General features: G+C 71.0%; 14 protein-coding genes and 1 riboswitch. Of the genes, 5 read left to right on the top strand and 9 right to left on the bottom strand.

Annotation, left to right across the window (positions count from 1 at the left end):
- The first annotated feature begins 161 nt into the window (after positions 1-161).
- Positions 162-1,166 (top strand): 2-hydroxyacid dehydrogenase, encoded by a 1,005-nt coding sequence (locus tag ACFVT5_RS24575; RefSeq protein ID WP_389891803.1) that lies wholly within the window; start codon positions 162-164, stop codon positions 1,164-1,166.
- On the opposite strand, the gene ACFVT5_RS24570 is transcribed toward ACFVT5_RS24575, so the two are convergent.
- Both ACFVT5_RS24570 and ACFVT5_RS24565 read right to left on the bottom strand, forming a co-directional pair.
- The gene (locus tag ACFVT5_RS24570) at positions 1,109-3,028 is read right to left on the bottom strand and encodes an anthranilate synthase family protein (RefSeq protein WP_389891800.1); all 1,920 of its coding nucleotides are present in this window, start codon (positions 3,026-3,028) and stop codon (positions 1,109-1,111) included. The genes ACFVT5_RS24575 and ACFVT5_RS24570 overlap by 58 nt on opposite strands.
- A 123-nt stretch (positions 3,029-3,151) precedes the next feature.
- On the bottom strand, positions 3,152-3,220 hold the full coding sequence (locus ACFVT5_RS24565) for a trp operon leader peptide (RefSeq protein WP_389891969.1): 69 nt from the start codon (positions 3,218-3,220) through the stop codon (positions 3,152-3,154).
- 101 nt (positions 3,221-3,321) lie between these two features.
- Between ACFVT5_RS24565 and ACFVT5_RS24560 the strand changes: the two genes are divergently transcribed.
- Both ACFVT5_RS24560 and ACFVT5_RS24555 read left to right on the top strand, forming a co-directional pair.
- Positions 3,322-4,674 carry a class II 3-deoxy-7-phosphoheptulonate synthase gene (locus tag ACFVT5_RS24560; RefSeq protein WP_389891798.1) on the top strand — a complete coding sequence of 451 codons (1,353 nt, stop codon included), beginning with the start codon at positions 3,322-3,324 and terminating at the stop codon, positions 4,672-4,674.
- Between the two features lie 150 nt (positions 4,675-4,824).
- Positions 4,825-5,115: a bacterioferritin-associated ferredoxin gene (locus ACFVT5_RS24555; RefSeq protein WP_389891795.1), complete on the top strand. Its 291-nt coding sequence runs from the start codon at positions 4,825-4,827 to the stop codon at positions 5,113-5,115.
- A 31-nt stretch (positions 5,116-5,146) separates the two neighbouring features.
- On the opposite strand, the gene bfr is transcribed toward ACFVT5_RS24555, so the two are convergent.
- On the bottom strand, positions 5,147-5,626 hold the full coding sequence (bfr, locus tag ACFVT5_RS24550) for a bacterioferritin (protein WP_389891792.1): 480 nt from the start codon (positions 5,624-5,626) through the stop codon (positions 5,147-5,149).
- Positions 5,627-5,801: 175 nt separating this feature from the next.
- On the opposite strand from bfr, the gene ACFVT5_RS24545 reads away from it, so the two are divergent.
- The gene (locus ACFVT5_RS24545) at positions 5,802-6,434 is read left to right on the top strand and encodes a sulfite oxidase-like oxidoreductase (RefSeq protein ID WP_389891789.1); all 633 of its coding nucleotides are present in this window, start codon (positions 5,802-5,804) and stop codon (positions 6,432-6,434) included.
- Positions 6,435-6,482: 48 nt separating this feature from the next.
- Here ACFVT5_RS24545 and ACFVT5_RS24540 read toward each other — a convergent pair whose 3' ends face one another.
- The 6 genes from ACFVT5_RS24540 to thiO form a co-directional block, all read right to left on the bottom strand.
- Positions 6,483-7,025, bottom strand: coding sequence for a DUF4396 domain-containing protein (locus tag ACFVT5_RS24540; protein WP_389891786.1), 543 nt, complete (start codon positions 7,023-7,025; stop codon positions 6,483-6,485).
- Between the two features lie 69 nt (positions 7,026-7,094).
- Positions 7,095-7,961: a deoxyribonuclease IV gene (locus tag ACFVT5_RS24535; RefSeq protein ID WP_389891783.1), complete on the bottom strand. Its 867-nt coding sequence runs from the start codon at positions 7,959-7,961 to the stop codon at positions 7,095-7,097.
- Positions 7,962-8,067: 106 nt separating this feature from the next.
- Positions 8,068-9,993 (bottom strand): Stk1 family PASTA domain-containing Ser/Thr kinase, encoded by a 1,926-nt coding sequence (pknB, locus tag ACFVT5_RS24530; RefSeq protein WP_389891780.1) that lies wholly within the window; start codon positions 9,991-9,993, stop codon positions 8,068-8,070.
- Positions 9,994-10,128: 135 nt separating this feature from the next.
- Positions 10,129-10,923: a thiazole synthase gene (locus ACFVT5_RS24525; RefSeq protein WP_389891778.1), complete on the bottom strand. Its 795-nt coding sequence runs from the start codon at positions 10,921-10,923 to the stop codon at positions 10,129-10,131.
- A gap of 5 nt (positions 10,924-10,928) precedes the next feature.
- The gene (thiS, locus tag ACFVT5_RS24520) at positions 10,929-11,159 is read right to left on the bottom strand and encodes a sulfur carrier protein ThiS (protein ID WP_389891775.1); all 231 of its coding nucleotides are present in this window, start codon (positions 11,157-11,159) and stop codon (positions 10,929-10,931) included.
- A complete protein-coding gene (thiO, locus tag ACFVT5_RS24515; RefSeq protein ID WP_389891772.1) occupies positions 11,156-12,379 on the bottom strand; it encodes a glycine oxidase ThiO in 1,224 nt (407 codons plus the stop codon). The genes thiS and thiO overlap by 4 nt, the downstream gene beginning before the upstream one ends.
- Positions 12,377-12,489: riboswitch (TPP riboswitch) on the bottom strand. It overlaps the preceding gene by 3 nt.
- A gap of 82 nt (positions 12,490-12,571) precedes the next feature.
- Between thiO and ACFVT5_RS24510 the strand changes: the two genes are divergently transcribed.
- A complete protein-coding gene (locus ACFVT5_RS24510; protein ID WP_389891769.1) occupies positions 12,572-13,816 on the top strand; it encodes an NAD(P)/FAD-dependent oxidoreductase in 1,245 nt (414 codons plus the stop codon).
- Positions 13,817-13,972: the final 156 nt, after the last annotated feature.

The following is a 13,972-nucleotide window of genomic DNA, read 5'->3' as shown; positions in this document are numbered from 1 at the left end:
CCACTGGTTCCGGCTGACCCACTGGTTCCGGCTGACCCATCGGTCCGGCTGACCCATCGGTCCGGCCGACCCATCGGCCGTCGACCGGGTACCGAGCGCCCGGGTGGTCACCGTCCTATATTCGGCGGTGACCACCCCTCGCGGGAGTGACGGGAGCGCGCATGGAAATCCTCGCCTTCGGTGTGCAGTCCGACGAGCGGCCCCTCATCGAGCAGGCGTTCGCCGGTCACCACGAGGTGCGCTGTCTGGACGTCTTCCTCAACGAGGACACCGCCCCGATCGCGGCCGGCTACGAGGCCATCTCCACCAGCGTCAACGCGGACCTCGGGCACCGGGTCCTCCAGACCCTCGCGGCCGGCGGCACCCAGATGATCGCCCAGCGCTCCACGGGCTTCAACAACATCGACCTCCCCGTCGCCGAACGCCTCGGCATGACCGTCGCCCGGGTCTCCTTCTACTCGCCCTACTCGGTCGCCGAGTTCGCCTGGACCCTCGGTATGGCCGTCAACCGCCGTATCGTCCGCGCCTCGAACCGCACCCGTGACTTCGACTTCCGCCTCGACGGACTGATGGGCCGCGATTGGCACGGCCGCACCGTCGGCGTCGTCGGCACCGGCAAGATCGGCGAGGCGTTCACCCGGATCGCCCACGGCTTCGGGATGCGGCTGCTCGGCTGGGACATCGCCGAGAACCCGGCCTGCACCGCGCTCGGCATGGAGTACACCGACAAGGACCGACTGTTCGCCGAGTCCGACCTGATCAGCCTGCACGTCCCGCTGCTGCCGGACACCCACCACCTCGTGGACGCGGCGGCGCTCAAGGCGATGAAGGACGACGCCGTCCTGGTGAACTCCAGCCGGGGCGGCCTCGTCGACACCCGGGCCCTCGTCGCCGAACTGCGCGAGGGCCGCTTCACCGGCGTCGGACTCGATGTGTACGAGGCCGAGGCCGGGCTGTTCTTCCTCGACAAGTCCCTTGAGGCCGTCGAGGACGACACCCTGGCCCGCCTCGTCACCTTCCCGAACGTCGTCGTCACCTCGCACCAGGCGTACTACACACGCGACGCCGTCCAGCAGATCATCGACACGACGCTGCGCAACATCCTCGACTACCGCGTGGGGCGCCGCTCCGAGAACGTCCTTGTGCCCGCGGCGCCGACCAGCTGAGTGAGCAGTTCCCCTACGATCCCCGCTCCGCGCAGCGACAGCACCGACTCGGGGTGGAACTGCACGCCCGTGAACCCCGGCCCACGCAGCGCGTGCACCTCGCCGGTCTCCGCGTCCCGGCTGACCTCGACGCCGTGCGCGGCCAGCTCCTGGGCCGCGTCGTCGTCGCAACGCGCCACGAAACTGTTGTAGAAGCCGACGGTCTCCGTCCGCCCGAACAGCCCGATCTCCGTCTGCGCGCCCTGGTACGGCACCTCCTTGCGGACCAGGTCGAGCCCCAGCTCGGCCGCGATCAGCTCATGTCCCAGACACACACCCAGGACCCCGTACCGGTGCTCCCTGATCAGCTCGGCCGTCAGCGACCGCAGGAACCGCATCTTCGGGTCGGCCGCGTCGGTCGGATCACCGGGCCCCGGTCCGATCACCACCGGACCCGGGTGCCGCAGGACCGCCGCGCGCAGCCCCTCCTCGTCGTACCGCCGTACGGTCACGTCGAGCCCCGACGAGCGCAGCACATGCGCGAGCATCGCCGTGAAGGTGTCCTCGCCGTCCACGACCAGCGCGTGCCCCCGGAGCCCGTCCGCACGCTTCTGCATCCGCAGCCAGAACGGCGCGAGACCCGCCCGTCGCCCGTCGAGCGCGGCCCGCACCCGCGGATCGTCGGCCAGTACGGGGCGTACGTCCGCGGTGTCCGGTCCGGCGGGCAGCACCCCGAGCGCGGTCAGGACGCCCGCCGCCTTGGCGTGGGTCTCGGCGACCTCGCCGTGCGGGTCCGAGCCGCGTACCAGCGTCGCCCCGACCGGCACCCGCAGCCGCCCGGCCGCGTCGATGTCGGCGGTCCGGATCAGGATCGGCGAGTCCAGGGTCTGGGCGCCCCCGGCGTCCCGTCCGACCAGCGCCAGCGCGCCCGCGTAGTACCCGCGCCCCACACCGTCCGGTCCGAGCGGCTCGTACCGCTCGATGACCCGGCACGCGTTCTGCACCGGCGACCCCGTCACCGTCGCCGCGAACATCGTCTCCTTCAGCACCTCGCGTACATCCAGCGAGGAACGGCCCCGCAACTCGTACTCGGTGTGCGCGAGATGGGCCATCTCCTTGAGCCGGGGCCCGACGACGACACCGCCCATGTCGCCGACGGTGCACATCATCTTCAGCTCCTCGTCCACGACCATCGACAGCTCCTCGATCTCCTTGCCGTCGGCGAGGAAGGTGAGCAGCCCTTCGGCGGTCGGGCCGCCCGCCGGGTAGCGGTAGGTGCCGCTGATCGGGTTCATCACGACGGTGCCGCCGCTCATCCGCACATGCGCCTCCGGACTCGCGCCCACCAGCGTCCGCGCCCCGGTGTGCACCACGAACGTCCAGTACGCGCCCTGCTCACCCACGAGCAGCCGCCGGAACAGCGCCAGCGCGTCCGCCCGCCCGAACCCGGGGATCTCGCCCGTGTACGTCCGCCGGATCACGAAGTTGGCGCCCTCGCCCCGCCCGATCTCCTCGCGCAGCACCCGCCCGACGATCTCGGCGTACGCGTCGTCGGCCACGTCGAACCCGCCGCCCTCGACCCGCACCCCGTGCGCCGGCAACTGCTCCAGGGCGTCCGCCAGCGGCAGCTCGTACGTCTCGTCGGCGGTCAGGACGGTCAGCGGCGTGCCGTCGTCGCGGACGTCGAAGCCGCGCTCCCGGATCTGCCGGAACGGCACCAGGGCCAGCGAAGGCCGCTCACCCACCGGGATGTCCGCCAGCCGTTCGATGTAGCGCACCGGCCCGAGCAGCACCTCGACGGTGTCGTGGTCATGGCCGGGCGTACGGCGGCGCAGCAGTGCGAACGGCGGGCACTCGGCGTCGAGCAGTCGGCGCAGGTCCATGGGTCGTTCCTTCCGGTCGGGTCCGTACGCGCGCTGCGCACGGGTGGGTCGAGAGGAGGAACGGCCCCGGAAACGGAAGAAGGCCGCCCCTCGGGCGGCCTTCGCGTGATCGGGTACGCGCAGTCAGTGGGCCGCCGGATGAGCGGTCCACCACCAGTTCTGAACGGAGCTGTGGAGTGAGTGCGCGAACATGCCAGGCACCCTACCCGAAGTCCGGCACGTCGCACGGACAACTCGTCTCACAACGTGAGCGGTGGGGTGGACGCCCGACACGACCCCGTAATGTGGGCGAGGTGACCGTGAACGCTAAGCCCAGCGCGAGCGCTGGCAACACCTGGCGGAACCTGCCCGCGGCGCAGCAGCCCGAGTACCCCGATGCCGAGGCTCTGCGCGACGTGATCGCCGACCTCGAAAGCTATCCCCCGCTCGTCTTCGCCGGGGAGTGCGACCAGCTGCGTGCCCGGATGGGAGCCGTTGCCAGGGGCGAGGCGTTTCTGCTCCAGGGCGGGGACTGCGCGGAGTCCTTCGACGCCGTCGGCGCCGACCAGATCCGCGCCAAGCTGAAGACCCTGCTCCAGATGGGCGCCGTCCTCACCTACGCCGCGTCCGTGCCCGTCGTGAAGGTCGGCCGGATCGCCGGGCAGTACTCGAAGCCCCGGTCCAAGCCGACCGAGACCCGCGACGGCGTCACCCTGCCGACCTATCGCGGCGACTCCGTCAACGGCTTCGACTTCACCGAGGCGCAGCGCGTCCCGGACCCCGACCGGCTGAAGCGGATGTACCACGCCTCCGCGTCCACGCTCAACCTGGTCCGCGCCTTCACCACCGGCGGATACGCGGACCTGCGCCAGGTGCACGCCTGGAACCAGGACTTCGTGAAGTCGTCCCCGTCCGGCCAGCGGTACGAGCAGCTGGCCCGCGAGATCGACAACGCCCTCAACTTCATGCGGGCCTGCGGCACGGACCCGGAGGAGTTCAAGACCGTCGAGTTCTTCGCCTCGCACGAGGCGCTGCTCCTCGACTACGAGTCCGCGCTGACCCGCGTCGACTCCCGCACGGGACGGCTGTACGACGTCTCCGGACACATGGTGTGGATCGGTGAGCGGACCCGGCAGCTCGACGGCGCGCACATCGAGTTCGCGTCCCGGATCAGCAACCCGATCGGCATCAAGCTCGGCCCGTCGACGACGGTGGACGAGGCGCTCACGTACATCGACCGTCTCGACCCGGACCGCGAGCCCGGCCGGCTGACCTTCATCGTCCGCATGGGCGCCGACAAGGTCCGCGACAAGCTCCCCGAGCTGGTCGAGAAGGTCACGGCGTCCGGCGCGACCGTCGCCTGGGTGACCGACCCGATGCACGGCAACACCTTCGAGGCCGCGTCCGGTCACAAGACCCGCCGCTTCGACGATGTGCTGGACGAGGTCAAGGGCTTCTTCGAGGTCCACAAGGCCCTCGGCACCCACCCCGGCGGCATCCACGTCGAGCTGACGGGCGACGACGTCACGGAGTGCGTGGGCGGCGGCGACGAGATCTTCGTCGACGATCTGCACCAGCGCTACGAGACGGCGTGCGACCCCCGGCTCAACCGCAGCCAGTCCCTGGACCTGGCCTTCCTGGTCGCGGAGATGTACCGGGACCAGTGACACCGGCGGCTACGCACACGAGGCGCGGATCGATGTGATCCGCGCCTCGCCTGTGGGAAGGGGCTTTTGCCCGGCCCGGACGATGGGTAAGGTTAGGTTAGCCTCACCGACTCATCGGGGCGGCCCCTCATCAGCGATCCCGCCCGGGAGGTGAACCGCGTGTACGTCTGCAACTGCTTCGGTGTCACCGAGGCGCAGGTGAAGCGGCACGCGGAGGACGGTGCCTGCACCCCCCGCCAGATAGCGTCGGCCTGCAAGGCGGGCACGGACTGCGGTTCGTGCGTACGCCGCATCCAGGCGCTGCTCGGCCGTGGCGCGTGCCCCAGCCGGGTGGCCGCCGACCAGGGGCGTCCGGCGTTCGCCGAAGTCTCCGCCGCCGGTCTTTCCGCCGCGGATCTCTCCGTCGCCGATCGTTCCGTCACGGAGTCCGAGGCGGCCTGAACGTTTCGCCGGAGTCCGCCGAGCTGTCCGCTCAGCTGTCCGGCTGCTCGATGACCTGGGCGATGTAGAGCGCCTCTCCGAGCTTCTCGACCAGCTCCAGCTGGGTGTCGAGATAGTCGATGTGGTGCTCCTCGTCCTTGAGGATGTCCTCGAAGATCTTGGCCGATGTGATGTCCGCCTTCGCCCGCATCACCTCGATCCCCCGCTTGAGCCGGTCGATGGCCTCGACCTCGACCTGCCGGTCGGCCTGGAACATCTCGGTGACCGTCTGGCCGATCCGCACATGGAAGAGCCGCTGGTAGTTGGGCAGGCCCTCAAGGAAGAGGATCCGGTCGGTCAGGACCTCCGCGTGCTTCATCTCGTCGAACGACTCGGCCCGGGTGTATTTGGCGAGCTTCGTCCAGCCGAAGTTCTCTTGCATCTTCGCGTGCAAGAAGTACTGGTTGATCGCCGTCAGCTCGGCGGTGAGCTGCTCGTTGAGGAATTCGATGACCTCGGGGTCGCCCTGCATCGCAGAGGCTCCTTCCGGACGGGGGGACTGGGGCAGGTGCGCGCATCCTCGCACCGGCATCAGGGGCCGTCCAGTAAGTACATGCTTAGTAGGAGTTGCCCCAATCGACGTCGGACGGACCCTGCCCGGGTCGGGCTGGTCACGTCCACTGTCGCGGGTCTGTCAGGATGGATACATGGGTCATCCGGTGGAGCACGAATCTCGACAGGCAGGGGCGTCGGAGCTTCCACCGGGACAGCGGCTCCAGCGCGGCTGGCCCGTGACGCACTACGGTCCGGTGCCCAAGTTCCGGCCCGAGCGCTGGGAGTTCAGGGTCTTCGGCGCGACGGCCGACGGTGACAAGCACTGCTGGAACCACGACGAGTTCTCCGCCCTGCCGTACGCCACGGTGATGGCCGATCTGCACTGCGTCACCAAATTCAGCATGCTCGGCGCCGAATGGGGCGGTGTCCGGGCCCGCATGGTCCTGGAACTCGCGCCCCCGGCGCCGAACGTCACCCATGTGATGGTCTGGGCCGAGTACGGCTTCAGTTCGAATCTGCGTATCGACGACTTCCTGTCCGAGCGGACCATGTTCGCCACCCACAAGGACGGCGAACTGCTCACCGCCGAGCACGGCTTCCCGCTGCGGCTCGTCGTGCCTCATCTGTACGCCTGGAAGGGCCCCAAGTGGGTCCGCGGTGTCGAGTACATGACCGCCGACCGCCGGGGTTTCTGGGAGGAGCGGGGCTACCACAACATCGGTGACCCCTGGCGTGAGCAGCGGTACTCCTATCAGGAGGAGCCCGGGGACGGCCCCGAGTTCTGATCCCGCATACCACCCATACCCGCTATACCCCCCAGGGTCCTGTCCCCGTCAGTGGTACTGGTGCATCACCGCGTGACCCTTGCCGCGGCCGATCAGCCACTTGTTCACCGGTGTCGTGATCACGAAGGCCGCCGCCAGCGCGATGGCGAGGATCCACCAGAACATCGGGTCCGAGAGATGCGCGTCCATGCCGCCCGGCCACAGCGCGATCACACCGTTGTCGATCAGCTCCATCACCGCGATGGACAGGGTGTCGGCGGCCAGCGCGACGCGGAACGCGGTCCTGAAGTCGACGCCGGCCCGGAGCACGCTGCGCAGCGTCAGTGAGTAGCCGAACACGAAGGCCAGGACGATCGCCAGGGCCATCGTCTGCACATTGCCCCAGCCGAGCGCCGTGCCGATCACCATGCCCAGGATCTCGCCGATGGCACATCCGGTGAGGCAGTGCAGGGTCGCCTGGACGGCCATGGACCAACTCGCCTTGCCGGTGCCGTGACGGCCATGGCCTCCGTGACCGCCGTGCTCGGCATGCCCGGTGTGCTCCGCCTGATCTGCCGTGTCCGCGTGATGGGCGTGCGCGTCGTGCTGCATGAGTGACCCCCAGGGTCGGGCTACGGTTCCTGCCGTCAACAGAAACCGTATACCCCTAGGGGGTATTCCTCAATCCCGGAGCTTCTTCAGCCGCTCCACATCAGCCGCGTGCCCCTCCTTGCCCCCGGGCGTCTCGATGATCAGCGGTACACCCGCGGTGGCCGGATGCCGCATCAGCGCCCGGAACGGTTCCTCACCGATCCGCCCGGCCCCGATGTTCGCGTGCCGGTCCTTGTGGGCGCCCACCACGTCCTGCGAGTCATTGGCGTGGATCAACCGCAGCCGCCCCTCGCCGACGGAGTCCACCAGCAGGTCGAGCGTCTGCGCCATACCGTCAGGGCCCGTCAGGTCGTGCCCCGCGGCGAAGATGTGACAGGTGTCCAGGCAGACGCCCAGCTTGGGATGGGCGTCCAGCGCGTCGAAGTACGGCCCGAAGTCCCAGGTGCGCGAGCAGAGCGAGGAGCCCTGGCCCGCCGTCGACTCCAGGAGCAGATACGGGTCGTCGTCATGCGTCAGCTCGTCGAGGAGCGGCAGCATCCGTTCCCGTACCTGGGCCAGGGCCACCGCGCGCGGCCGGCCGCCCGTCGCGGAGCCCGTGTGCACGACGACGCCCAGCGCGCCGATCGCGCGGCCCCGGCGCAGCGAGTGCCGCAGCGACTCCACGGACAGGTCGACGGTCGCCTCGGTGTGCGAGCCGAAGTTGATCAGATACGGCGCGTGGACGTACGCGGGGATGCTCTCGGCGGCGCAGGCGGCACGGAACTCCTCGTCCTGCCGGGGGTTGCCCGCGGGGGTCGCCCAACCGCGCGGATTGGCGACGAAGACCTGGACGGTCTCGGCGCCCATCTCGCGCGCGTAGCCGAGGCCGACCTTCGCGAGGCCGCCCGCCACGGGGACATGGCCGCCGACGGGGTTACGGAACTGGGTGCTGGTCACACGTTTCAGGGTGTCACGCGCGCGTGCCGGGTCCTTCGGCGGATGGGCACGGGTGCAGGTGCCCTCGGCGGACCGTGAACGTACCTCAGCGAATCGTGAACGCGCCTCAGCGGACCGTGATCGTGACGGTCGAGTTCTTGGGCGCCTCGTCGCCGCCCTTCACGGACTGGCTCTTCACCGTGTCGCCGCCGAAGAGTCCGAACAGCCCGCGGTCCTCGTTGACCTTGAAGCCCGCGCTCTCCAGCGTCCGTTTGGCGTCGTCCGCCTGCTGTCCGACGACGTCCGGGACCTCCACCATCTCGGGGCCCTTGGAGATCGTGAGCGTGACGGTGTCGCCCTCGGCGGCCCGGCTGTCGGCGCCGGGGGACTGCCGGGCGACCTCACCCGCGTCGAACTCCGACGTGACCTGCTCGGTGGCGATCTCCACCTTGAGGCCCGCGTCCGTCAGTTCCTGGGTCGCGTCGTCCACGGACTCGCCCGTCACATCGGGGACGTCGACCGGAGTGCCCTTGCTGACGGTGATCGCCACGGCCGAGCCCGCACGGCGGGTCTCCCGTGCCGCCGGGTCCGTACTGATCACGGCGCCCTTGGCGATCGCGTCGCTGAAGTCCTGGGTGACCATGCCCGGTTCCAGACCGGCGTCCTTGAGCCGGGTCCGCGCGTCGGCCAGCGGCAGGCCCTCGACATCGGGCACCTTGACCGTCTCCGGGCCCAGCGAGATCGTCAGGCCGACCTTGCCGTTGTCGCGGATACGGGTCCCGGCGGCGGGGTCGGTGGCGACCACGGTGCCCCGCGGATCGGTGTCGCTGTACGCGCGCTTGACCTCGCCCACGTCGAGCCCGGCGTCCGCGAGCCGCTTCCTGGCGTCCGCCTCGGACTGGGTGAGCAGCGCCGGGACCTTGGTGAACTGGCCCGAGTTGATGTACCAGACACCGGCGCCCAGACCGAGCAGCAGGAGCACGGCGACCACGGCCGCGAGCGGGCCGCGCCGGGAGCGCGGGAAGCGGGGCGCGGGACCGGACGGCGGCGGGACCTCGAAGCGGCTGGTGCGGTGGAAGTCGTCGTCCTCGTTCACGGGCAACGGCATCTGGACGGCCACCGCGCGCGGGATGACGCTCGTACGGTCGTCGGAGGTGTCCCGCAGGTCCTCGGCCCGCGCCCGGGGCGGCACCGCGTCCAGCTGCGCGTCGGTGAGTCCGGTCCGCGCCTGACGGGTCCGTGCCAGCAGGGCCACCGCGTCGTGCGGCCGGACCTCGGGGGTACGGGCGGTCGCCGCGGCGACGAGGTCGTCCAGCTCGTAGGGCAGCCCCGGCACGGCGGCCGACGGCGGCGGTACGTCCTCGTTGAGGTGCTGGTAGAGCACCTGCGCGGGGGAGTCGCCCGAGCGTGGCTTGGCGCCGGTCAGCATCTCGTAGAGGACCACCCCGCACGCGTACACGTCGACACGGGGGTCCGCGGTGCCGTGCTCGATCTGCTCCGGGGCGAGATAGGAGACGGTGCCCAGGACGGCGCCCGTCGTGTTCGTGACGGTGTCCACGGCCCGTACGAGGCCGAAGTCCGCGACCTTGACCCGGCCGTCGTCCCCTATGAGGACGTTCTCCGGCTTCATGTCCCGGTGCACGAACCCCGCCCGGTGCGCGGCACCGAGCGCCGCCAGGACCGGTTCCAGGATGTCCAGGGCGGCCCTCGGCCGCAGCGCCCCGCGCTCCCGCAGCACGTCCCGCAGGGTGCACCCGGCGACGTACTCCATGGCCAGGTAGACGTACGCCCCGTCCGCGCCCTGGTCGTAGACGCCGACCACATTGGGGTGCGACAGCCGCGCCACCGACTTGGCCTCACGGATGAACCGCTCGACGAACGAGACGTCGGCGGCCAGCGTGGGGTGCATCACCTTGAGCGCGAGCACACGGTCGAGGCGGGTGTCCATGGCCCGGTAGACCGTGGCCATCCCGCCGACCGCGATGCGTGCGTCGACGCGATACCGGCCGTCGAGCACCTGCCCGACGAGCGGGTCCTGAAGGGTCGTGTCCACGCCCGCGAGTCTACGAGGCGCCGCGCGCGGCCTGACCGGGCAGTACGAGACAGGGCCACGACTGAAGCACTCCTGTGACGACAGTGGCTCGGGCGCCGGTGTTCTCACCCACCGCCCCATCCACCCAAGACGCGCCTAAAAGGCGGGGCGCTCCGGGTCCAGGGAGGCCAGGCCCTCGGCGGGAGAGCTGGCGGTGCCGTACAGGCGCCGGGGAATCCGCCCCGCCCGGGAGGCAAGCCGCCCCGCCTCAACAGCCCGCCGCATCGCCTCAGCCATGAGCACCGGTACCTGAGCCCGCGTAACAGCGGACGCGAGCATCACCCCGGCGCACCCCAACTCCATGGCCAGCGCCGCGTCGGACGCCGTCCCCGCCCCCGCGTCCAGAATCACCGGCACCCCCGCCCGCTCCACGATCAACTGGAAGTTGTGCGGATTGCGGATCCCCAGCCCGGACCCGATGGGCGACCCGAGCGGCATCACCGCCGCACACCCCACGTCCTCCAGCTTGCGCGCGAGCACGGGATCGTCATTGGTGTACGGCAGCACCGTGAACCCGTCGTCGACCAGGGTCTCGGCCGCGTCGAGGAGTTCCACCGGATCGGGCAGCAGCGTGTACTCGTCGGCGATCACCTCCAGCTTCACCAGATCCGTACCGAGCGCCTCGCGCGCGAGGCGTGCCGTCAGCACGGCCTCACCTGCGGTGAAACAGCCCGCCGTGTTGGGCAGCACCTGGATCCCGAGCCGTTCGAGTACGGAGAGCACCGAGCCCTGGGTGCCCGGGTCGACCCGGCGCATGGCCACCGTCGTCAGCTCCGTACCGGACGCGATCAGGGACCGCTCCAGGACATCGAGGCTGGGCGCACCGCCCGTACCCATGATCAGGCGGGACGAGAAGGACGTACCGCCGATGACAAGCGGGTCGTCGGCCATGCCGGTCAGCCTCCTTGGACGGCGGTGAGGACTTCCACGCGGTCGCCGTCGGCGAGCGTGGTGGCGGCCCACCGCGCGCGTGGGACGACGGTTTCGTTGAGGGCGGCGGCGACACCGGAGGGGGCCGCCGTGACCGTCGTGACGAGGACGTCGAGGGTGGTGCCGGACGGCACGTCCCGCGCCGCGCCGTTGACGCGGACGGAAACAGGGGCCAAAGGCGGTACCGACGCGGTCATACGGGCAGCTCCACGGGGACGGGCGCGGTGGCGCCGAAGCGCTGGGGTGCGAAGGGCCGTGCCTCGTCCGGCAGTTCACCGGTGACGAGGACCTCGGCCATGATGTCGCCGGTGACGGGCGTCAGCAGGACACCGTTGCGGAAGTGGCCGGTGGCCAGGAGCAGGCCCGGCAGATCGGTCGGGCCGAGCAGGGGCGCGTTGTCCGGTGAGCCGGGGCGCAGGCCCGCGCGGGTCTCCGTCAGCGGCAGTTCGGTGATGCCGGGCACCAGTTCGTGCGCGTCGCGCAGCAGCTCGTACACACCGCCCGCGGTGACCGTGGTGTCCCAGCCGAGTTCCTCGCTGGTGGCGCCGACGACCAGTTCGCCGTTCGCGCGCGGGACGAGGTAGACATGGCTGCCCCGGACCACGGCCCGTACGGTCCGGTTCAGGAACGGCGCGTACCGGTCCGGCACGGTCAGCCGGAGCACCTGGCCCTTGACCGGGCGTACTGGCGGCAGTACGGCGTCGGGCACGCCCGCGAACCGGCCGCTGAGGCTGCCCGCCGCGAGGACCACCTGATCCGCGGTGAGCGGGGTGCCGTCGGCCAGGACGACTCCGGCGGCCCGCTCCCGTACCACGGTGAGCCGCTGGGCCCACTGGCGGTGGAAGACCACCCCGGCACGCTCGCAGGCCGTCACAAGGGCCGTGGCGAGGCGTCTCGGGTCGATCTGATGGTCACCGTCGACCCGCAGCCCGCCGCGTACGCCCGGCGCGAGCATCGGCTCCAGACGGCGGCACTCGCGCCCGGACAGCCACTCCGACTCCAGGCCGCAGCGGCTCTGAAGGGCGTGCAGCTCCCGCAGATGGGCGCGGTCGTCGGCGTCCAGCGCGACCGCGAGGGTGCCGCAGGCGCGGTGGCCGAGGTCGTGCCCGGTGGCCTCGGTGAGTTCGGCGACGAAGTCCGGATAGCGGCGTGCCGAGGCGAGGTTGAGGCCGAGCAGGGTCTCCTCGCCGTAGTGCAGTTCGGTGACGGCGGCGAGCATCCCGGCCGCGACCTGTGCGGCGCCCCCGCCGGGATCGGGGTCCACGACCGCCGTACGCAGCCCGCGCAGCGCGGCCCGCCAGGCGCTCACGAGACCGATGACCCCGCCCCCGACGACAAGGACGTCCGAGGCATGATCGTGGTTGGTGTGACTGTGGTGCGTGTTGTCGTGCTTCGTACGGTCCGAGGTACGCGACATGGGTGTCCAGCCCCTCCCTTCGCCGGCATGACCCGGATCAGGTTCGTACGGTCGGAGGCCGTCCAGCCTCCCTCTCAGCCCGGTCCGTCCGGGCTCCCGCGAGTGCTACTCGGCCACCCTAACCCGTGGTGTGCAACAGGTCACGGGCCCCATCACCTGACTGACTGAACGTCAGTTGTCTATGGTGATCGAGTGAGCGAGCAGACGCAGGTGGGCGACGGGACGGCGGGGCGCCCGCGCGCGGGTGGACGGGTCGTCATCGCGGGCGCGGGCATGGCCGGGGTGCAGACGGCGGTGGCGCTGCGCGAGCGGGGATTCACCGGGAGCGTCACGCTGATCGGCGCGGAGCCGCACCAGCCGTACGACCGGCCGCCGCTGTCCAAGGCGGTCCTGCTCGGCAAGGCCGAGGGGTCCGCCTTCGACATCGACTTCGAGGCGCTCGGCGTGGAGCTGCGGCTCGGCCTGGAGGTCACCGGGGTGCGCCCCGGGGACCATGAGCTGGACACGGAGTCCGGCGCGGTCCCGTACGACGTGCTGGTCGTCGCGACCGGTGCCGAACCGATGCGGCTGCCCGGGACCGAGGGGGTGCCCGGGGTGCATCTGCTGCGCACGCTGGACGACGCCGAGCGGCTGCGGCCCGTGCTCGCCGCGAAGCACGACATCGTGGTCGTCGGCGCGGGCTGGATCGGCGCCGAGTTCGCGACCGCCGCGCGCGAGGCGGGGTGCGCGGTGACCGTCGTGGAGGCCGCGGGGCGTCCGCTCGCCGGGGCGCTGCCGGCGGAGGTCGCGGAGCCGATGATCGACTGGTACGCGGATGCCGGGGCGGAATTGCGCACCCACGCGCGCGTGGCGCGCGTCGAGCCCGGGACGGTCGTCCTGGACGACGGTACGGCGCTGCGGGCGGGTGCCGTCGTCGTGGGCATCGGGGCACGGCCCGCGACGGGGTGGCTCGCCGGTTCCGGGATCGCGCTCGGCGAGCAACGGGAGGTCGTCGCCGACAACCGGCTGCGGACGTCGGTGCCGGATGTGTACGCGGTCGGCGACTGCGCCTCGTTCCCCTCCGCGCGCTACGGTACGCGGCTCCTCGTCCACCACTGGGACAACGCCCTCCAGGGTCCGCGTACCGTCGCGGCCGACATCATCGGCGAGACCCCGGCCGTGTACGACCCGGTGCCGTACTTCTGGTCGGAGCAGTTCGGCCGTTTCGTGCAGTACGCGGGACATCACGCGGGCGCCGAGACGACCCTGTGGCGAGGGAGCCCCAGCGGGGCCGCCTGGTCGGTGTGCTGGCTCCGCGACGACCGCCTGATCGCGATCCTGGCGGTGGGCCGCCCCCGAGACCTGGCCCAGGGCAGAAAACTGATCACCGCGTCCACCCCCCTGAGCATCCCCCTCCTGACAGACCCGTCCCGCCCCCTGAAATCAGCAACGAAGTAGCCCCCGGAACCCGCAACCACCCTGCGAGGGCACCGCAGTAAGTCTCGACGACGGCCGGGCCTTTCTCCGCCCCGACGGCGGGACGCGGGACGGCGCTTTCGGGCGGTGCCAGGCCGTCCCGGGTTTCGGTGTGGTCCCGGCGGCGGCCAGGCGTCT

The sequence above is a fragment of the Streptomyces sp. NPDC058001 genome (assembly GCF_042886315.1).
In the GTDB taxonomy this organism is placed as follows: domain Bacteria; phylum Actinomycetota; class Actinomycetes; order Streptomycetales; family Streptomycetaceae; genus Streptomyces.
This window is presented reverse-complemented; position numbering and strand designations above follow the sequence as displayed.